This window comes from Mesorhizobium sp. M1428, from assembly GCF_040317515.1.
Taxonomy (GTDB): Bacteria; Pseudomonadota; Alphaproteobacteria; order Rhizobiales; family Rhizobiaceae; genus Mesorhizobium.
In genome coordinates this window covers 69647-87070 of record NZ_JAMYKT010000008.1, presented here as the reverse complement: position 1 = coordinate 87070, position 17424 = coordinate 69647, and the positions used below count along the sequence as shown (strand labels likewise).

The 17424-nt window shown below is 62.1% G+C and carries 19 protein-coding genes; 12 read left to right on the top strand and 7 right to left on the bottom strand.

The genetic code is table 11. The features are described from left to right. Positions 1-5 precede the first annotated feature (5 nt). The 3 genes from recA (at position 6) to NKG60_RS13685 (ending at position 4887) form a co-directional block, all read left to right on the top strand. Entirely contained in the window at positions 6-1103 is a 1098-nt protein-coding gene (gene recA, locus NKG60_RS13695) for a recombinase RecA (protein WP_023674696.1), read from the top strand. A 259-nt stretch (positions 1104-1362) separates the two neighbouring features. After that, positions 1363-4029, top strand: coding sequence for an alanine--tRNA ligase (gene alaS / locus NKG60_RS13690; RefSeq protein ID WP_352865913.1), 2667 nt, complete (start codon positions 1363-1365; stop codon positions 4027-4029). Between the two features lie 63 nt (positions 4030-4092). Continuing rightward, positions 4093-4887, top strand: a complete 795-nt coding sequence (locus NKG60_RS13685) for a PhzF family phenazine biosynthesis protein (RefSeq protein WP_352662585.1) — start codon at positions 4093-4095, stop codon at positions 4885-4887. Between the two features lie 279 nt (positions 4888-5166). Here NKG60_RS13685 and NKG60_RS13680 read toward each other — a convergent pair whose 3' ends face one another. Then, positions 5167-5793 carry a glutathione S-transferase family protein gene (locus NKG60_RS13680; RefSeq protein WP_352865766.1) on the bottom strand — a complete coding sequence of 209 codons (627 nt, stop codon included), beginning with the start codon at positions 5791-5793 and terminating at the stop codon, positions 5167-5169. An 11-nt stretch (positions 5794-5804) separates the two neighbouring features. Next, positions 5805-7016, bottom strand: coding sequence for an NADP-dependent isocitrate dehydrogenase (locus NKG60_RS13675; protein ID WP_352975000.1), 1212 nt, complete (start codon positions 7014-7016; stop codon positions 5805-5807). A 206-nt stretch (positions 7017-7222) separates the two neighbouring features. Between NKG60_RS13675 and NKG60_RS13670 the strand changes: the two genes are divergently transcribed. The 4 genes from NKG60_RS13670 (at position 7223) to NKG60_RS13655 (ending at position 10047) form a co-directional block, all read left to right on the top strand. Continuing rightward, positions 7223-8089: an RNA methyltransferase gene (locus tag NKG60_RS13670; RefSeq protein ID WP_352865769.1), complete on the top strand. Its 867-nt coding sequence runs from the start codon at positions 7223-7225 to the stop codon at positions 8087-8089. Between the two features lie 79 nt (positions 8090-8168). Further along, positions 8169-8813, top strand: coding sequence for a DUF805 domain-containing protein (locus NKG60_RS13665; protein WP_352865771.1), 645 nt, complete (start codon positions 8169-8171; stop codon positions 8811-8813). A 156-nt stretch (positions 8814-8969) separates the two neighbouring features. Next, positions 8970-9782: a glutamate racemase gene (gene murI / locus NKG60_RS13660; RefSeq protein WP_352865774.1), complete on the top strand. Its 813-nt coding sequence runs from the start codon at positions 8970-8972 to the stop codon at positions 9780-9782. 76 nt (positions 9783-9858) lie between these two features. Then, on the top strand, positions 9859-10047 hold the full coding sequence (locus NKG60_RS13655) for a DUF3008 family protein (protein WP_023674705.1): 189 nt from the start codon (positions 9859-9861) through the stop codon (positions 10045-10047). Positions 10048-10134: 87 nt separating this feature from the next. Here the strand turns inward: NKG60_RS13655 and NKG60_RS13650 are convergent, their stop codons facing one another. Beyond that, positions 10135-10347, bottom strand: coding sequence for a hypothetical protein (locus tag NKG60_RS13650; RefSeq protein ID WP_023674706.1), 213 nt, complete (start codon positions 10345-10347; stop codon positions 10135-10137). A gap of 378 nt (positions 10348-10725) precedes the next feature. Here NKG60_RS13650 and rpsD point away from each other — a divergent pair, with 378 nt between their 5' ends. The 4 genes from rpsD to NKG60_RS13630 all read left to right on the top strand — a co-directional run bounded on the left by rpsD (position 10726) and on the right by NKG60_RS13630 (position 13637). Beyond that, complete coding sequence (rpsD, locus tag NKG60_RS13645; protein ID WP_352865777.1) at positions 10726-11343, top strand: 30S ribosomal protein S4; 618 nt, start codon at positions 10726-10728, stop codon at positions 11341-11343. Positions 11344-11480: 137 nt separating this feature from the next. Further along, entirely contained in the window at positions 11481-12362 is an 882-nt protein-coding gene (ttcA, locus tag NKG60_RS13640) for a tRNA 2-thiocytidine(32) synthetase TtcA (RefSeq protein WP_352662570.1), read from the top strand. Next, on the top strand, positions 12352-13179 hold the full coding sequence (locus tag NKG60_RS13635; RefSeq protein WP_352662567.1) for an inositol monophosphatase family protein: 828 nt from the start codon (positions 12352-12354) through the stop codon (positions 13177-13179). Before ttcA ends, NKG60_RS13635 begins: the two co-directional genes overlap by 11 nt. A 50-nt stretch (positions 13180-13229) precedes the next feature. Then, positions 13230-13637: a UCP034077 family protein gene (locus tag NKG60_RS13630; RefSeq protein ID WP_352865780.1), complete on the top strand. Its 408-nt coding sequence runs from the start codon at positions 13230-13232 to the stop codon at positions 13635-13637. A 19-nt stretch (positions 13638-13656) separates the two neighbouring features. Here the strand turns inward: NKG60_RS13630 and NKG60_RS13625 are convergent, their stop codons facing one another. Together NKG60_RS13625 and grxD are read right to left on the bottom strand one after the other, a co-directional pair. After that, positions 13657-14856, bottom strand: a complete 1200-nt coding sequence (locus NKG60_RS13625) for a multidrug effflux MFS transporter (protein ID WP_502911895.1) — start codon at positions 14854-14856, stop codon at positions 13657-13659. 200 nt (positions 14857-15056) lie between these two features. Further along, positions 15057-15392 (bottom strand): Grx4 family monothiol glutaredoxin, encoded by a 336-nt coding sequence (gene grxD, locus NKG60_RS13620; RefSeq protein WP_023674712.1) that lies wholly within the window; start codon positions 15390-15392, stop codon positions 15057-15059. Between the two features lie 162 nt (positions 15393-15554). Between grxD and NKG60_RS13615 the strand changes: the two genes are divergently transcribed. After that, the gene (locus NKG60_RS13615; RefSeq protein WP_352865785.1) at positions 15555-16349 is read left to right on the top strand and encodes a phosphodiester glycosidase family protein; all 795 of its coding nucleotides are present in this window, start codon (positions 15555-15557) and stop codon (positions 16347-16349) included. Positions 16350-16356: 7 nt separating this feature from the next. Here the strand turns inward: NKG60_RS13615 and NKG60_RS13610 are convergent, their stop codons facing one another. Together NKG60_RS13610 and NKG60_RS13605 are read right to left on the bottom strand one after the other, a co-directional pair. Next, positions 16357-17091, bottom strand: coding sequence for a class I SAM-dependent methyltransferase (locus NKG60_RS13610; RefSeq protein ID WP_352865787.1), 735 nt, complete (start codon positions 17089-17091; stop codon positions 16357-16359). A gap of 20 nt (positions 17092-17111) precedes the next feature. Next, positions 17112-17345 (bottom strand): BolA/IbaG family iron-sulfur metabolism protein, encoded by a 234-nt coding sequence (locus tag NKG60_RS13605; RefSeq protein ID WP_023674714.1) that lies wholly within the window; start codon positions 17343-17345, stop codon positions 17112-17114. Positions 17346-17424 lie beyond the last annotated feature (79 nt).

The window sequence follows — 17424 nt, the reverse complement described above, 5'->3', positions numbered from 1 at the left end:
GTATCATGGCTCAGAATTCTTTGCGGCTTGTAGAGGACAAAGCGGTGGACAAATCAAAGGCTCTGGATGCGGCGCTGTCGCAAATCGAGCGTGCCTTCGGCAAGGGCTCGATCATGCGGCTCGGCGCGAACGAGCAGGTCGTCGAGATCGAAACGGTGCCGACCGGCTCGCTTGGGCTGGACATCGCGCTTGGCGTCGGCGGCCTGCCGCGCGGCCGCATCGTCGAGATCTACGGGCCGGAAAGCTCGGGCAAGACGACGCTGGCGCTGCACACGGTGGCCGAAGCCCAGAAGAAGGGCGGCATCTGCGCCTTCGTCGATGCCGAGCACGCGCTCGACCCGGTCTATGCCCGCAAGCTCGGCGTCGATCTCGAAAACCTGCTGATCTCGCAGCCCGATACCGGCGAGCAGGCGCTAGAAATCTGCGACACGCTGGTGCGGTCCGGCGCCATCGACGTGCTGGTGGTCGATTCGGTGGCGGCGTTGACGCCGCGGGCGGAAATCGAAGGCGAGATGGGCGATTCGCTGCCCGGCCTGCAGGCCCGCCTGATGAGCCAGGCACTGCGCAAGCTCACCGCCTCGATCTCGCGCTCCAACACCATGGTCATCTTCATCAACCAGATCCGCATGAAGATCGGCGTCATGTTCGGTTCGCCCGAGACGACGACCGGCGGCAATGCGTTGAAATTCTATGCCTCGGTCCGCCTCGACATCCGCCGCATCGGCTCGGTCAAGGATCGCGACGAGGTCGTCGGCAACCAGACCCGCGTCAAAGTGGTCAAGAACAAGCTGGCGCCGCCCTTCAAGGTGGTTGAGTTCGACATCATGTATGGCGAGGGCGTCTCCAAGACCGGCGAGCTGGTCGATCTCGGCGTCAAGGCGGGCGTGGTCGAAAAGTCGGGCGCCTGGTTCTCCTATAATTCGCAGCGTCTTGGCCAGGGCCGCGAAAACGCAAAACTGTTCCTGCGCGACAATCCCGACACGGCGCGCGAGATCGAGCTGGCGCTGCGGCAGAATGCCGGGCTGATCGCCGAGAAATTCCTCGAGAACGGCGGCTCCGAAAGCAGCGACGACGGTTTCGAGGACGACGCCGGGGTGATGTAGGGCAAGCGACATCTCGCGGAGCATCAGACAGGTTTGGATTTGATGTTTTGATTCTGAGTTTGTGTAATCGATGCGTTTCGAACCGCCGGCTCCGTGCCGGCGGTTCGCGTTTGACGGCGGGGCAGACGCGTTTCAAAGCGCTGGTGAAAGCCGGGATTTTAGCCCATTTGGTGTTTCTGGACAGGCTGCGGTGCGACCGCTAAAAGGCCATGTCTATTTTCCGCCGGCAGCCGGCGGTTCTCTCGAAAAGGCAGTATTCATGAGTGGCGTCAACGAGATCCGGTCGGCATTTCTCGACTATTTTCGCAAGGAAGGTCACGAGGTCGTCGCGTCGAGCCCGCTGGTGCCGCGCAACGATCCGACGCTTATGTTCACCAACGCCGGCATGGTGCAGTTCAAGAACGTTTTCACCGGTCTGGAGAAGCGGCCCTATTCGCGCGCCACGACCGCCCAGAAGAGCGTTCGCGCCGGCGGCAAGCACAACGACCTCGACAATGTCGGCTACACCGCGCGCCACCTGACCTTTTTCGAGATGCTCGGCAATTTCTCCTTCGGCGACTATTTCAAGGAGCGGGCCATAGAGCTTGCCTGGAACCTGATCACCAGGGAGTTCGGGCTGAAGAAGGACAAGCTGCTGGTCACCGTCTACCACACCGACGACGAGGCGGCCTCGTACTGGAAGAAGATCGCCGGCCTTTCGGACGATCGCATCATCCGCATCGCGACTTCGGACAACTTCTGGGCAATGGGTGACACCGGACCTTGCGGGCCGTGTTCGGAGATATTCATCGACCGTGGCGAGCACATCTGGGGCGGCCCCCCCGGCAGCCCCGAGGAGGATGGCGACCGTTTCCTTGAATTCTGGAACCTGGTGTTCATGCAGTACGAACAGGTGACGAAGGACGAGCGCGTCGACCTGCCGCGTCCGTCCATCGACACGGGCATGGGCCTCGAGCGCATGGCCTCTATCTTGCAAGGGGTTGAAAGCGTCTTCGAAACCGACCTGTTCCGCCACCTGATCGACGCTGCATCGTCGGCGCTTGGCAAAGGTCCGGATGCGGACACCGTCGCATCGTTCCGCGTCATCGCCGACCATTTGCGTTCGTCCTGCTTCCTGGTCGCCGACGGCGTGCTGCCGTCCAACGAAGGCCGCGGCTATGTGCTTCGCCGCATCATGCGCCGTGCCATGCGCCACGCGCAGTTGCTCGGCGCCCGCGATCCGCTGATGTGGCGCCTGGTGCCGGCGCTGGTGCGCGAGATGGGCCAAGCCTACCCGGAACTGGTGCGCGGCGAACAGATGATCACCGAGACGCTGAAGCTTGAGGAAACTCGTTTCCGCAAGACGCTGGTGCGCGGCTTGGGCTTGCTTTCGGAGGCGACGGAAAAGCTGGCCTCCGGCGACATGCTGGATGGCGAAACAGCGTTCAAGCTCTACGACACCTATGGCTTTCCGCTCGATCTGACGCAGGATGCGCTGCGCCAGCGCAACATCTCGGTCAACCTTGCCGGCTTCACCGAGGCGATGGAGCGGCAGAAGGCGGAGGCGCGCAAAAGCTGGGCTGGTTCCGGTGAGGCCGCAACCGAGACGGTATGGTTCGCGGTGCGTGAGGAGAACGGCGCCACCGAATTCCTGGGTTATGAGACCGAGCAGGCGGAAGGCCTCATCCAGGCGCTGGTCAGGGACGGCAAGACCGTCGACAGTGCCGGCAAGGGCGACGCCGTTGCCGTGGTTGTCAACCAGACGCCGTTCTATGGCGAGTCCGGTGGCCAGATGGGCGATACCGGCGTCATTTCGGGCGACGGGTTCTCGATCGAGATATCCGATACCCAAAAGAAGGCCGATGGGCTTTTCGTCCATCTCGGCAAGGTGGCCAACGGCACCGTCAAGACGGGTGCGACCGTCGAGCTGAAGGTGGACCACGCGCGTCGCTCCAGGCTGCGCGCGAACCATTCCGCCACGCATCTGATCCATGAGGCGCTGCGCGAGGTGCTGGGTACGCATGTCGCGCAGAAGGGCTCGCTGGTCGCGCCCGAGCGTCTGCGCTTCGACATTTCGCACAACAAGCCGATCTCGCCGGACGAGCTCGAAGAGGTCGAGCGCATGGCAAACGAGATCGTCGTTCAGAATAGCCCTGTAACCACGCGCCTGATGTCGGTCGACGACGCCATTGCCGAAGGCGCCATGGCGCTGTTTGGCGAGAAATATGGCGACGAAGTGCGCGTCGTTTCGATGGGCACGGGCTTGCATGGCGCCAAGGCCAACCGGCCCTATTCGGTCGAGCTATGCGGCGGCACCCATGTCAGGGCAACCGGCGATATCGGTCTGGTGCGCATCGTATCCGACAGTGCGGTCGCTGCCGGCGTGCGCCGCATCGAGGCGTTGACCGGCGAGGCGGCCAGAAAGCATCTCGACGAACAGGACAAGCGGCTGAAGGCAGCCGCCGCCGCGCTGAAGATTTCGCCGGCGGATGTGCCGGCCCGCGTCGAGGCGCTGCTCGACGAGCGCAAGAAGCTCGAAAAGGAGCTGACCGAGGCGCGCAAGAAGCTGGCGCTCGGCGATCGCTCGCCAGCCGGTGTGCCTGCGGAAAACGAAACCATTGCCGGTGTCGGTTTTCTCGGCAAGGCGGTATCGGGCGTCTCGCCAAAGGATCTGAAGCCGCTGGCCGATGCCGGCAAGAAGTCGCTCGGCTCCGGCATCGTCGTCTTTGTCGGCGCCGGCGAGGACAACAAGGCGAGCGTCGTCGTCGCCGTCACCGATGATCTGACCGGCCGCTTCAGCGCCATCGATCTGGTGCGCGTCGCGTCCGCGGCATTGGGCGGGCAGGGCGGCGGCGGCCGACCCGATATGGCTCAGGCCGGCGGGCCGGACGCCTCGAAGGCCGAAGACGCGATCGCTGCGGTGAAAGCGGCTCTCGAAGCGGCGTGAACCTGCACCGGGGCGGCACGGCCGAACTGGCGCGCCGCCCAGCGGAGATCTTTGAGGGCCGATATGCCGACGCTGACGATGTATCAGGTCGATGCCTTTGCCGAACGGGCCTTCCAGGGCAACCCTGCCGCCGTTCTCCTTCTGGAGGAGTGGCTGTCGGAGGAGGTAATGCAGGCCATTGCCAACGAAAACAATCTTGCTGAAACGGCGTTCGTGCGGCCGAATGGCAAAGGGTGGGATTTGCGCTGGTTCACGCCGGTCCATGAAGTCGACTTCTGCGGCCATGCCACTCTTGCGGCCGCCCATGTGCTGGCTACCGAATACAATGGTCAGGGCGAAATGGCCTTCGCCACCCGGGTGGGCGAGCTGCGGGTTTCCCGGCGGGAAGGGACCTATCAGCTCGATCTGCCGTGTTTTCCGCCGCAGCCCATCGAGGAAGAGCTGAACTCGGCGCTGCAAACAATATTGCCTCAGCGGCCGGTTGCGAGCTTCCGCAATTTCGAGAACCTGTTTGTCGAGCTTGCCGACGAGACAACCGTGCGATCTTTCGTTCCCGATCTGCTCAGGATCGGACGTTTTCATCCTCTCGGCCTGGTCATTACCGCGCCTGGGCGAGTCCACGATTTCGTCTCCCGTTACTTCGTGCCCGGAGCAGGCATTCCCGAGGATCCGGTAACCGGCTCCATTCATGCGACGCTGGTGCCGTACTGGGCTGAAAAGCTCGGCAAGACGCATCTGTCGGCATTCCAATGCTCGCAGCGCGGCGGGCATTTGCTATGCGAGCTGGCCGGAGATCGCGTGCTGATCACAGGCCGTGCGAGGACCTTCATGAAGGCGGAGGTCTACCTTCCCGATTGAGCGGTATTTCGCAGTGGGTCGCCTTCGGCGAAGCTGCCGATCTCCCCCCTTGCGGGGGAGATGCCCGGCAGGGCAGAGGGGGGTGCTGTCCCTCCGGCTTGCCAGCCCAATCGGAGCCATGTTCTCAGGCCGTTCCCAGTTGGAAGGATCAGTCGAAGGTTGGCGATCCTTCATACCCCCCTCTGTCCTGCCGGACATCTCCCCCGCAAGGGGGGAGATTGGATGTCACTTCGGCTTTCGCTAGTCACCAGAGGGGCCTATTGCCGAACGCTTGTCTCCTCACCCTGCCTTTTCGGTTTTCGCAAAACTCGCGCGTTGAGTGATGCGCGCATACCAATCCCGAATATCGGCAAACTCGGCCAGCAATTTTCGCCCCTCGGCCACCTTGACGAAATAGCCGATGATTGGCGCGGCGTGCAGGTCGGCCAGCGTCAGGTCCGTCCCCAACAGCCAAGGCCCTTCGGCTTTCAGCGAAGAGAGCGCCTGCAGCGTTGTTCTCGCCTGCCGCAAACCGTTGGCGATCACGGCTTCGTCGGGCGGCGTTTTTTCCAGCCGCTCGACCGCCACATCCCAGACCATGGCCCTGTAGGCGTAGGCATCGAGCAGGCCGGTGATCTGGTTCATGCGTGCTCGAGGCCGGGCTCCGGCCGGCTGCAGCGCCGGGCCGTCAAAGGCTTCGTCGACATAACGGGCAATCGCGCCGGTCTCGTAGAGGCGAAAGCCGTCATGCTCGAAGGCCGGGATGCGGCCGAACGGCTGGTGCTCGAAGTACCAGCCGGGAATGCCGTCCGCCGCAAAGATGTCGACGGGAACGAGCTCGTAGCCGACGCCCTTTTCCTCCAATACCAGCCGGACGATGCGCACATAGACGCTGTAGTCCGCGCCGTAGACGACGGGCTTGCCCATGTGGGTTGGGCTCAGGCCATCGCCTTCTGCAAATTCTCGTCGATCTTGTCGAGGAAGCCGATGGTCGAAAGCCATGGCTGGTCGGGGCCGATCAGCAGCGACAAGTCCTTGGTCATGAAGCCGGACTCGACCGTCTGGATGCAGACCTTTTCCAGGGTCTCGGCAAAGCGCTTCAGTTCGGCATTGTCGTCGAGCTTGGCGCGATGCGCGAGGCCGCGCGTCCAGGCGAAGATCGAGGCGATCGAATTGGTCGAGGTCTCCTCGCCCTTCTGGTGCTGGCGATAGTGGCGGGTAACGGTGCCGTGCGCGGCTTCCGCCTCGACGGTCTTGCCGTCCGGCGTCATCAGCACCGAGGTCATCAGGCCGAGCGAGCCGAAGCCTTGCGCCACCGTGTCGGACTGCACGTCGCCGTCATAATTCTTGCAGGCCCAGACATAGCCGCCCGACCATTTCAGGCTGGAGGCCACCATGTCGTCGATCAGCCGGTGCTCGTACCAGAGCTTCTTCGCCTTGAATTCGGCTTCGAACTCCGCCTCGTAGACCTCCTGGAAGATGTCCTTGAAGCGGCCGTCATAGGCTTTGAGGATGGTGTTCTTGGTCGAGAGGTAGACGGGGTAATTGCGCAGCAGGCCATAGTTCAGCGAGGCGCGGGCGAATTCGCGAATCGACTCGTCGAGATTGTACATGGCCATGGCGACGCCGGCGCCGGGTGCATCGAAGACGTCGTGCTCGATCACCTGGCCGTCCTCGCCGACGAATTTGATCGTCAGCTTGCCCTTACCGGGGAAGCGGAAGTCGGTGGCGCGGTACTGGTCGCCGAAGGCGTGGCGGCCGACGATGATCGGCTTGGTCCAGCCGGGCACCAGCCGCGGCACGTTTTTCATGATGATCGGCTCGCGAAAAATGGTGCCGCCGAGAATGTTGCGGATGGTGCCATTCGGCGACTTCCACATCTTCTTCAGCTTGAATTCCTCGACGCGCTGCTCGTCGGGCGTGATCGTCGCGCATTTCACGCCGACGCCGTATTTCTTGATGGCGTTGGCCGAATCGATGGTCACCTGGTCGTTGGTGGCGTCGCGGTGCTCGATGCCGAGGTCGTAATATTCGAGCTTGAGGTCGAGATAAGGGTGGATCAGCTTGTCCTTGATGAACTGCCAGATGATGCGGGTCATCTCGTCGCCGTCGAGTTCGACGACCGGGTTCGCCACCTTGATCTTCGCCATGGAAAGAATGCCTCGCTTTTGGGGAACGGAACGGCCTTGCCCGCACGGCTGCCGGCCCTGGGATGCGGCCCGTATATCAAAGGCTTTTTGGCCGCGCAAACGGCGAACCGCGCCGCAGTGACGGCATTCCTTGCGAAAGCTTCATTTTCGCCGCCAAATGTGGCAGGGGACTGCGAAATGCCGCAAACAGCAGTTCATTGACAATCATGGCCGCTACCCAGGATCCCGATATCCCTCTTGCCTCCGGAACGCCTGCGTCCGGACCGGCGATCATCCTGGTCGAGCCGCAGCTCGGCGAGAATATCGGAATGGTCGCGCGCGCCATGGCCAATTTCGGCCTTGCCGAGCTGCGGCTCGTCAATCCGCGCGACGGCTGGCCGAACGAGAAGGCGCGTGCCGCCGCAAGCCGCGCCGACCACGTCATCGATGCCGTCACGGTGTTCGATGACCTCGCCTCGGCGGTTGCCGATTTGAACTTCGTCTTCGCCACCACGGCGCGCGCGCGCGACAATTTCAAGCCGGTGCGCGGCCCGGTCGAGGCGGGCAGGGCGCTGCGGGCGCGGCAGCGGGCCGGCCTGCGCACCGGCATCCTGTTCGGCCGCGAGCGCTTCGGCCTCTATAATGACGAGGTCGGCCTTGCCGACGAGATCGTCACCTTCCCCGTCGATCCAGCCTTCTCCTCGCTCAACATCGCCCAGGCGGCCCTGCTGATGTCCTATGAATGGATGAAGTCCGGCCTGGAAGACGAGACCAAAACCAACTTCTCCGGCCCCGAAATGCCGCCTGCTGCCAAGGAAGAATTGCACGGCCTGTTTGCGTATCTGGAAGGTGCACTGGAGGCGCGCGGTTATTTCCGCCCGGCAGCGAAGAAGCCGAAGATGGTCGACAATTTGCGCGCCGTGCTGACCCGCCCCGGCTTCGCCGAGCCGGAGCTCAAGGTGCTGCGCGGAATAATATCATCGCTGGACAGGTTCTCGCCGGCCATGCCGCGCGGCGACGGATCGCCCGGCGACGATCCAAGGCGGCTCCCGGCGGCCGCAGCACGCGCTGCGAGGGCGAAAGGCAAAGACTAGCCTCGGAACTTCCCATACCTCACCAGTAACCGAATTTTATTTGGTTTGATCCATGATTTTCAAAACGATGGATTCTGGGATGTTTAGCTCAAATATCGGTCGTCTTCGCTTTTTCTTCTATTCCGTGGCTCTGCTGGTCGCGGAAATCGTGACCTTTGTGCTGTGCGTCTTGTGGACCATCGGCATCGAGGGCTTGGCCAATTCGCAACCTGGTCCTTCCAGGGAAGGACTGGCCGCGGCCGTTCTCGTCGCCTCGCTGGTGATCGTTCTATTCCGCGCGAATTTCGCCTGGCGTCGAAGCCGCGACGCGCAAGGGTCGGGTTGGATCCTTTGGTCGTATATCGTGTTCTCGACGCTGTTCGCGATCCTGCAGGCCGGCATTGTTCTTGTCGTAAAATTCGACGGCGAAGATTCGCATTCCGGCCTTAACCTGCTGGGATTAGCTCTTGTCGGGCTGTGGGCCGTCATCTTGGCGGCCAGGCCGGCGGGTGGCGGCTCTTCGGATATGGCGTCATCCCTGAGTTTCGACGATTTCGACCCACCCGGGCCGCTGCGCGGCACCGCGGCGCTCCATTCAGCGTCGGCCGCCGGCGTCACCGCCCAGGCTCCGCCCTACGCCATGCGGGCCGCACCGGTGCCGTCGAGCCACCCTGCATCTCAACCTGTATCTCCGGCGACCGGCCGGCCGCGGGCAGGCGGCTTCGGCAAGCGCGGCCTTGTGTGAGCGGCTGCCGCATCAAGGCCACGATGGCTCCACATAGAAGCATCCGGGATAATGCATCATTGGCCGAAGCAAAATGCTTGGGCCGGCCTTCTCTCGTGATCTCGTTTGTGATTCACCAGCCTTCAGTGATTCCCAGCCCTTAGTGACTCAATGACAATGACCGATCCATCGAGCGCCCGTCCGATCCTGATGTTCGATTCCGGCATTGGCGGCCTCACCGTGCTGCGTGAGGCGCGCGTCCTGATGCCTGATCGCCGCTTCATCTATGTCGCCGACGACGCGGCGTTCCCCTTCGGCGCCTGGGAGGAGCCGGCGCTGAGAACACATATCCTGGAGTTGTTCGCCAGGCTGCTCGACCGGTTTTCGCCGGCCATTTCGGTCATCGCCTGCAACACCGCCTCGACACTGGTCATCGATGCCTTGCGCGAGAGGTTTCCCGGCCACCCTTTCGTCGGCACCGTGCCGGCCATCAAGCCGGCGGCGGAACGCACGCGCTCAGGTCTGGTCTCGGTGCTGGCGACGCCCGGCACCGTCAAGCGCCAGTACACGCGCGATCTGATCAGCAAATGGGCGCAGAAATGCCACGTCCGCCTGGTCGGCAGCGACAGGCTGGCTGGATTGGCCGAAGCCTATATGCGCGACGGTTTTGTCGACGAGGACGCCGTGCGCTCCGAGATCGCGCCGTGCTTCGTCGAGCATGACGGGTTGCGCACAGACATCGTCGTGCTTGCCTGCACCCATTATCCTTTTTTGGCCAACCGCATGCGCAAGACAGCACCTTGGCCGGTCGACTGGTTGGACCCGGCCGAGGCTATCGCACGCCGGGCGCTTTCGCTGCTGGCGGACACCGAGGCCGGTTATCGCAGAGAGGCGCTGCCGGAGGGCGCCGACCTTGCGTTCTTCACCTCGAACAGCGCCGATTTTCCGACGCGCCGGCTGATGCAGGGATTTGGCCTGGCGATATCCTGACCGCAGGCAATTGTCGCTTTGGGAACATCGCACCAGACAATGCGTTTTCCTCTCATTGGAAACGGGAGAAACCATCATGCCAGCCACCTCAAAAGCCCAGCAGAAAGCGGCCGGCGCGGCATTGTCAGCCAAGCGCGGCGAGACCAAGAAGGGCGCGCTCAAAGGCGCGTCGAAGGGAATGTATAAATCCATGAGCGAAAAACAGCTCGAGGAATTCGCCGAGACCAAGCGCAAGGGCCTGCCGGAAAAGAAGTCGAAACACTGATCGACTGACCATTCTGGCGATGCCGGTCAACAAAAGGCCCGCGGCTGAGCCGCGGGCCCTGAAGTCTCAACGGGCGAGGGCGAAAAATTACCAGTTCCAGCCCCAACCGCAGCGCCGCACTTTGTAGCGGATGACCTTGCGATGACCGTGGCGCCATACCACTTTCTTCTTGACCACGATGCGGCAGACCTGGTGATGCCTGTGCCCATGCCAATGCCGGGCCTGCGCCGGCTCGGGCGCGACCGCCATCGTGCCGGCCATCACCGCGGCACCTACCAACGTAAGGAAGAACTTCTTCATGCGAATTTCAGCTCCTCTGACTTCAGTCGCTTCCTGATGCCGCTGGCGCAACCTCCCGCCACATCCGGCACGTTCTACAACCATAACACTACCCGCTTCGGCGATTCGCGCCAGCCAGAAGCTTGACAGCGGTTAAATCTCCGTTTAACCAGCCCACCAACACCGGGCCGCAATGCCCGGTGGTTTTCTTTATGTGCAAGGCGTTTGGGAAGCCGGTTTTACTTTCCCTATGTCTTGTTTGAAATGACGTGTCCCGTGGGTTTTCCGTCGCGTTGCGTGGAAAACCCTGTCAGGTCTCGAAAACGGAGGCCAGAGGAGGGCGCGTTTCCTTCACCCGGACCATGAGGCTCCGGGTGTGTTGTTTTGAAAGGGAATGCGATGAGCAAGCGCGAATCCGCGAAGTACAAGATCGACCGCCGTCTCGGCGAAAACATCTGGGGCCGCCCGAAGTCCCCGGTCAACAAGCGTGAATACGGCCCCGGCCAGCATGGCCAGCGCCGCAAGGGCAAGCTTTCCGATTTCGGCCTGCAGCTGCGCGCCAAGCAGAAGCTGAAGGGCCACTATGGCGACGTTTCGGAGAAGCAGTTCCGCAAGGTCTATGAAGAGGCGGACCGCCGCAAGGGCGACACCTCGGAGAACCTGATCGGCCTGCTCGAATCGCGTCTCGACGCGGTCGTCTACCGCGCCAAGTTCGTGCCGACAATCTTTGCGGCGCGCCAGTTCGTCAATCACGGCCACGTCAATGTCAACGGCAAGCGCGTCAACATCGGCTCGTACCGCTGCAAGCCGGGCGACATCATCGAAGTGCGCGAGAAGTCGAAGCAGCTGGTGATCGTCCTCGAATCGGTGGGCCTGGCCGAACGCGATGTCCCGGATTACATCGAAGCCGACCACAACAAGATGACCGCGAGCTTCACGCGCATCCCCGGCCTGGCCGACGTTCCGTTCGCCGTACAGATGGAACCGAACCTGGTCGTCGAATTCTATTCGCGCTGATCGATTTCTTCGTCTGCGACACCATCGAAGGCCGCCCGTCGAGGCGGCCTTTTCTTTTAGGCATCCGAAAATCGATTTCGATTTTCAGGCCGATGCGCTACTCCGGGCGGCAACAAGGATTTTGGGGCCGACGCGCCATGAACATGCTGCCAGAAACACTCGAACCGGTTGCCGATGCCGAAGGCGGCTTTCATCCGCTGTTTGCCGATGTGCCGTCTTCTGTCGAGTTCAACAAGCTGCGCAAGCGGCTGCTGCGGCTTACCCGTCAGGCGATCGACGATTTCGCGATGGCAAGGCCCGGCGCTCGCTGGCTGGTGGCGTTGTCGGGCGGCAAGGATTCCTACGGCCTGCTTGCTCTGCTGCTCGATCTCAAATGGCGCGGCCTGCTGCCGGTCGAGTTGCTGGCCTGCAATCTCGACCAGGGTCAGCCGAACTTCCCCAAACACATCCTGCCCGACTATCTCGACAGCCATGGCATCCCGCACCGCATCGAATATCAGGACACCTATTCGGTGGTCACCGACAAGCTCCCCGAGGGCAGCACCTATTGTTCGCTCTGCTCGCGGCTGAGGCGCGGCCATCTCTACCGCATCGCGCGGGAGGAGGGCTGTTCGGCCCTGGTGCTCGGCCACCACCGCGAGGATATCCTCGAAACCTTCTTCATGAACCTGTTCCATGGCGGACGCCTCGCCGCCATGCCGCCAAAGCTCATCAACGACGAGGGCGACGTCATGGTGCTCAGGCCGCTCGCCTATTGCGCCGAGGTCGATCTCGAAAAATTCGCCGGCGCCATGAGGTTCCCGATCATCCCCTGCGATCTCTGCGGCAGCCAGGAAGGCCTGCAGCGCAATGCCATGAAGGCGATGCTCGACGATCTGGAAAAGCGCATGCCCGGCCGCAAGGACACGATGATCCGCGCCATGGCCAATGTGAGGCCCTCGCATCTGCTCGACCGCAAACTCTTCGATTTTACCGCCCTCAACGACACCCTCACCGCAAGGCAAGCCGATGACATTTGACGATACCGCGATCGACTGGCTCGCTGAACTTCTGTCCGACGTCGCCAAGGCCGAGATCATGCCGCGTTTTCGCCGGCTGAACGAGGGCGACATTCGCCAGAAGACTTCGGTCGCCGATTTGGTGACGGAGGCCGACGTCAACGCCGAGCGACTGATCACCGTCAAGCTGCGCGAACGTTACCCCCAGGCGATGATCGTTGGCGAGGAGGCGTGCTCCGACAATCCGGCGCTGCTTGAGGGCCTCGGCGATGCCGATCTCGCCTTCGTCATCGATCCGGTCGACGGCACCTTCAACTTCGCTTCCGGCGTGCCGCTGTTCGGCGTCATGCTGGGCGTCGTGGTCAAGGGCGAGACCGTCGCCGGCATCATCCACGATCCCGTCGGCAAGGACTGGCTGATCGGCGTTAGTGGCGCCGGCAGCCATATCCGCCATGCCCATGGCAATCTGGAAAAGGTCCATGTCGCCAAACCGGCGCCGATATCGGAAATGACCGGTGCGGTCTCATGGCACTATGTGCCCGAGCCGGACCGCTCACGTTTGGCGCGCAACCAGACCAAGTCGCTGTCGCAGTTCAATTATCGCTGCGCCGCTCACGAATACCGCCTGCTGGCCAGCGGCCACGGCCATTTCGTCGTCTACAACAAGCTGATGCCTTGGGATCACCTGGCTGGCGTGCTGATCCATGCGGAGGCCGGCGGCCATGCCGCGCGCTTCGACGGCAGCGCCTATCTGCCATCGCATGTCGGAGGTGGCCTGCTGGTCGCGCCGGACCGGGAAAGCTGGCGAGAGCTGCGCCGCGAGCTCTGGGCGGAATAACTCTTCGCTGCCAAAGTTATCCAATCTTGTGCAAAAACCGGAGACCTCGAATGAAACCTCGGTCCGCAATTGTTGCAACGGCCTTTGCCCTTGCCTTGGTTGCCGGTGTCAATGAAGCAAGATCTGGGGAACGCGCATGTCGCAGCCCCGACTCCGTCGACACCATAGACGAGATGTTCTCCGCGATCTTCGCCTGCTGGGAGCCGCCGCCCGGAACCGCGGGCATGACCCTGACGCTGCAGTTCTCAATTCGCCGAAACGGCACGCTTATCGGCAAGCCGCGCGCCACTTACTCCCATCTAGGCGACGATGGTCCGCTCAACCGGGCCTTCGTGGCTTCCGTCCTCGAGGCGCTCGACAGGGCTCTTCCATTGCCCGTTTCGGACAGCATGGGTGGAGCAATCGCAGGACGTACGCTGTTCCCTCGCTTCACCGCGGTCAGTGAGGGTGCATCCTAGGCGCGCCCGGCAATGTGCATTAAACCGGCGGGTTATGCGGCTGGAATAGTCTGCCGCGCTCGGCCATGAGGATCATCAGCAGCGCCGCCACCGACACGCTGCAGAACCCGGCGGCCAGCGGCGTCACCGTGCCGTTGAAGGCTTGGCCGATCAGCGTGCCGAGAATGCCGCCAAGAAATGTCTGCATGAACCCAAGGATCGATGACGCAGTGCCGGCCAGGTGCCCCAGCGGCTCCATGGCGAGCGCGTTGAAGTTCGCGCCGAGCGCGCCGAACGGGACCATGGCGCAGGCAAAGAAGGTAATGAAGAGCCAGAGCGGCATCTTCATTTCGATGGAAACGACCAGCCAGGCAAGGCTGATGGCCAGAAACAGCAGCAGCGCGCTTTGCGACAGGCGGCGCATGCCGATACGGCCGACGAGGCGCGCGTTGAGGTAGTTCGAAAAAGCAAGCACGCCCGCAACCCCCGCGAAGATGACCGGGAACATCTCGCCGACATCGAACACGCTGACATAGATCTGCTGGGCCGAGGCGATGAAGCCGAACATGGCGCCGAAGATGAAGGTGCTGGCGAAGGCGTAGCAGAGCGCGATGCGGTTGGTGAGAACGATGCGGAAGCCGCCGATGATGGAGGACAGCGTCAGCGGCCGGCGATATTCGGGGTGCAGTGTCTCGGGCAGGCGCAGCAGCGACCAGGCCGACACGATCAGCGCGCCGGCTGCCATGGTGACGAAGATCACATGCCAGGTCGCAAACAGCATGATGAACTGGCCGATACCGGGCGCCACCACCGGAATGGCCATGAACACCATGAAGATCAAGGACATGACTTCGGCCATACGCCTTCCGTCGAACGTATCGCGCACGATCGAGACGGCAATGACGCGCGTCGCCGCCGCACCGATGCCTTGCACGGTGCGGCATAGCAGAAGCGTGGCGAATGACGGGGCGATTGCCGCAGCGCCGGCCGCCACGACGTAGATCACCAGCCCTGCGACAAGCGGCGCGCGGCGCCCGAAACGGTCCGAGATCGGCCCGAAGAACAGCTGTCCGCCGCCAAAGCCAAGGATATAGGCGGTGACCACATATTGCCGGTGGTTTTCATTTTCGACGCCAAGCGAAGCGCCGATCTGCTGCAGCGCCGGCAAAATAATGTCGATGGCCAGCGAATTGAGCGCCATCAGCGCCGCGCACAGCGCAATGAATTCCCAGCGCGGAATGGGCAAGGTGCTTGCCTTTTGCTGCGCTTGTGCTTGCTGATCCACGGCCAGTCCGATCCCCAAACGAAAATGCGCCGGCTGGCCGACGCATCCATTCGTTGATTACCCGATATCGGGCAGAACTTTTTGCCAAGCTGCCCCGGCGCTTAGCGCATGAACCCCGAAAATCGCAATCGGAAGCTCATACGCAGAAACAGAAGTTAGGCGGCGCCTTTGACGCTGACACCCTTTTCGACGAGGAAGGTCTGCAATTCGCCTGCCTGGAACATCTCGCGGATGATGTCGCAGCCGCCGACGAACTCGCCCTTGACGTAGAGCTGCGGGATGGTCGGCCAGTTGGAGTAGTCCTTGATGCCTTGCCGCAGTTCGGCCGACGTCAGCACGTCGACGCCTTTATAGTCAGCGCCGATATAGTCGAGGATCTGCACGACCTGGCCGGAAAATCCGCATTGCGGGAAGCCGGGCGTGCCCTTCATGAAGAGAACGACGTCGTTGCCCTTCACTTCATTGTCGATGTAGTCGTTGATGCCGCTCATGGAAAACCCTTTCATGCCTGTGGGAGTCAGGCTCGAACATTACCCTTCAAATAAACCCATGGATTGCGCGAAACAAGATGTTTGCCGCCTTGCCATGCAAATGGCGCAAAGGAACGTCCGATCTTGGGCCAAGCCGTTGGCCACCATCTTCCCCGAGGCGCGATGAAAAGACGATATCCCGCCGGGTTCCTCCTCGCCGTTCTGGTCGCCGCATTGATCTTGATCTGGTGGGCCAAGTCGCCGAGAGAGCCACCGCTGGTCGTCGGCGGTGAATTGCCGGCGCCGTGCCGCGATGCGAGCTTCGAGGCGGTCGCCTATGTCATCTGCGAGATCGATCTGCGCCGCTATGACGTCGGTGTGTTCCACACAGGCCTCGATGGCAAGGCTTTCGGTTCACTGGACAAATTCGACAAGGCGATGGCGGATCAGGGCCGCCCGGTGCTGCTCGCCATGAACGCCGGCATGTATCACCAAGACCTGACTCCGGTCGGCCTTCTCGTCGAAGACGGCCGGGAGAAGGCGCCGATCAACGTCGCCGATAGCGAAGGCAATTTCTTCCTGAAACCGAACGGCGTGTTCCTGGTCCGCAAGGACGGCAAGGCGGCGGTCATGGAGACAAGCGCCTATGCCGCCGCCAGGCCGGACGTGATGTTTGCCACGCAATCCGGCCCGATGCTGGTGATCGACGGCCGGCTTCATCCCCGCTTCGAGCAGAACGGCACATCGCGCTATATCCGCAACGGCGTCGGTATGCGTGACGAAAACACCGTCGTGCTGGCGATCTCGCGCTCTGAAGTCAGCCTCGGCAGCTTTGCACGGCTGTTTCGCGATGGGCTCGACTGCGCCAACGCGCTCTTCTTCGACGGCGTCGTTTCGGCGCTGTCGAACGGCGAGCGGATGATTGTTGGTGGAAACTATCCGGCCGGGCCGATCATTGCCGTTTCGGCGAAAAGGTGAGGGAGGGTTATTTGTGCGCACGCACGCATATGAATGCAGGCGCCAAACTCAGGTCGGCAAAATGCCTGGGGTCGACCATTTCCATCTCAGGCGCGGGAAGTGGCTCGACGAAGCGGTCGAGCGTCCAGCCCGTATCGGCAAGGCCATTGAGGATATCGCCGAGCGGTCTACGATAGGATTCAACATAGGGATTTGGTTCGCCAAAACCTCCCCAATGCATGCCCCAGCGATTCGTTTCAAAATAGGTTTTCGTCCCGCGCGTGCGCGTGTCCTGCCAGTCGCGCATTGGATGGCTCATAGAGAACACCAGCCAGCCGCCCGGGCAGGAGACGCGATGAAACTCAGCGAATACCGGGCCCAGTTTTTCGACATAGTCGAGCGCCAACGAGCAAAGTATGCGATCGAAACTGCCATCCGCGAGCCAGTCGAGAGCCCTTTCGAGATTGCCAAGCCGCATATCGACATTGAGCCCAGCGCAGCGCTGACGTGCCAAAGCCAGCATTTCCGGCGTAATGTCGAAGGCACTTACCCGCGCACCTGAGCGAGCCAGCTTTTCCGAGCAGATACCGGAGCCGCAACCGGCGTCCAGTATGTTCAGACCCTTCACGTCGCCCAGCAACTCCAGCGAGGCCGGCCGTTCATAGAGGGCGTTGTGCGGCTTGATCGGCGCCAGCGCATCATAGCGCTCGGCAAAGGAAGCATAGGCACTCACTGCAACCGGATCGCTGTCGCCTTTGGCCATGACTTCCCGCTTGCGTAGAATTAGTCCGGCACGCTGGTCTGCAGGGCAAGCGCGTGCAGCACGCCGCCCATGTTGCCCTTCAGCGCGTCATAGACCATCTGGTGCTGCTGGACGCGGCTTTTGCCGCGAAAACTTTCGGCCACAACCTCGGCCGCATAATGGTCGCCGTCGCCGGCCAGGTCGCGAATCGTAACCTTGGCGTCCGGAATGCCTTCCTTGATCAGCCGTTCGATGTCGTGGGCGTCCATTGCCATGCGAGGATTCCTTGTTCAGGTCGTGATCTCATAGATATGGTCGAAAAGGCGGACGAACCACAGAGAAAGGGCCCCGCTC

Bases quoted from the DNA above. Each gene is read 5' to 3' on its own strand.
- recA (WP_023674696.1), top strand. From the start codon at position 6: ATGGCTCAGAATTCTTTGCGGCTTGTAGAGGACAAAGCGGTGGACAAA.
- alaS (WP_352865913.1), top strand. From the start codon at position 1,363: ATGAGTGGCGTCAACGAGATCCGGTCGGCATTTCTCGACTATTTTCGC.
- NKG60_RS13685 (WP_352662585.1), top strand. From the start codon at position 4,093: ATGCCGACGCTGACGATGTATCAGGTCGATGCCTTTGCCGAACGGGCC.
- NKG60_RS13680 (WP_352865766.1), bottom strand. From the start codon at position 5,793: ATGGGCAAGCCCGTCGTCTACGGCGCGGACTACAGCGTCTATGTGCGC.
- NKG60_RS13675 (WP_352975000.1), bottom strand. From the start codon at position 7,016: ATGGCGAAGATCAAGGTGGCGAACCCGGTCGTCGAACTCGACGGCGAC.
- NKG60_RS13670 (WP_352865769.1), top strand. From the start codon at position 7,223: ATGGCCGCTACCCAGGATCCCGATATCCCTCTTGCCTCCGGAACGCCT.
- NKG60_RS13665 (WP_352865771.1), top strand. From the start codon at position 8,169: ATGTTTAGCTCAAATATCGGTCGTCTTCGCTTTTTCTTCTATTCCGTG.
- murI (WP_352865774.1), top strand. From the start codon at position 8,970: ATGACCGATCCATCGAGCGCCCGTCCGATCCTGATGTTCGATTCCGGC.
- NKG60_RS13655 (WP_023674705.1), top strand. From the start codon at position 9,859: ATGCCAGCCACCTCAAAAGCCCAGCAGAAAGCGGCCGGCGCGGCATTG.
- NKG60_RS13650 (WP_023674706.1), bottom strand. From the start codon at position 10,347: ATGAAGAAGTTCTTCCTTACGTTGGTAGGTGCCGCGGTGATGGCCGGC.
- rpsD (WP_352865777.1), top strand. From the start codon at position 10,726: ATGAGCAAGCGCGAATCCGCGAAGTACAAGATCGACCGCCGTCTCGGC.
- ttcA (WP_352662570.1), top strand. From the start codon at position 11,481: ATGAACATGCTGCCAGAAACACTCGAACCGGTTGCCGATGCCGAAGGC.
- NKG60_RS13635 (WP_352662567.1), top strand. From the start codon at position 12,352: ATGACATTTGACGATACCGCGATCGACTGGCTCGCTGAACTTCTGTCC.
- NKG60_RS13630 (WP_352865780.1), top strand. From the start codon at position 13,230: ATGAAACCTCGGTCCGCAATTGTTGCAACGGCCTTTGCCCTTGCCTTG.
- grxD (WP_023674712.1), bottom strand. From the start codon at position 15,392: ATGAGCGGCATCAACGACTACATCGACAATGAAGTGAAGGGCAACGAC.
- NKG60_RS13615 (WP_352865785.1), top strand. From the start codon at position 15,555: ATGAAAAGACGATATCCCGCCGGGTTCCTCCTCGCCGTTCTGGTCGCC.
- NKG60_RS13610 (WP_352865787.1), bottom strand. From the start codon at position 17,091: ATGGCCAAAGGCGACAGCGATCCGGTTGCAGTGAGTGCCTATGCTTCC.
- NKG60_RS13605 (WP_023674714.1), bottom strand. From the start codon at position 17,345: ATGGCAATGGACGCCCACGACATCGAACGGCTGATCAAGGAAGGCATT.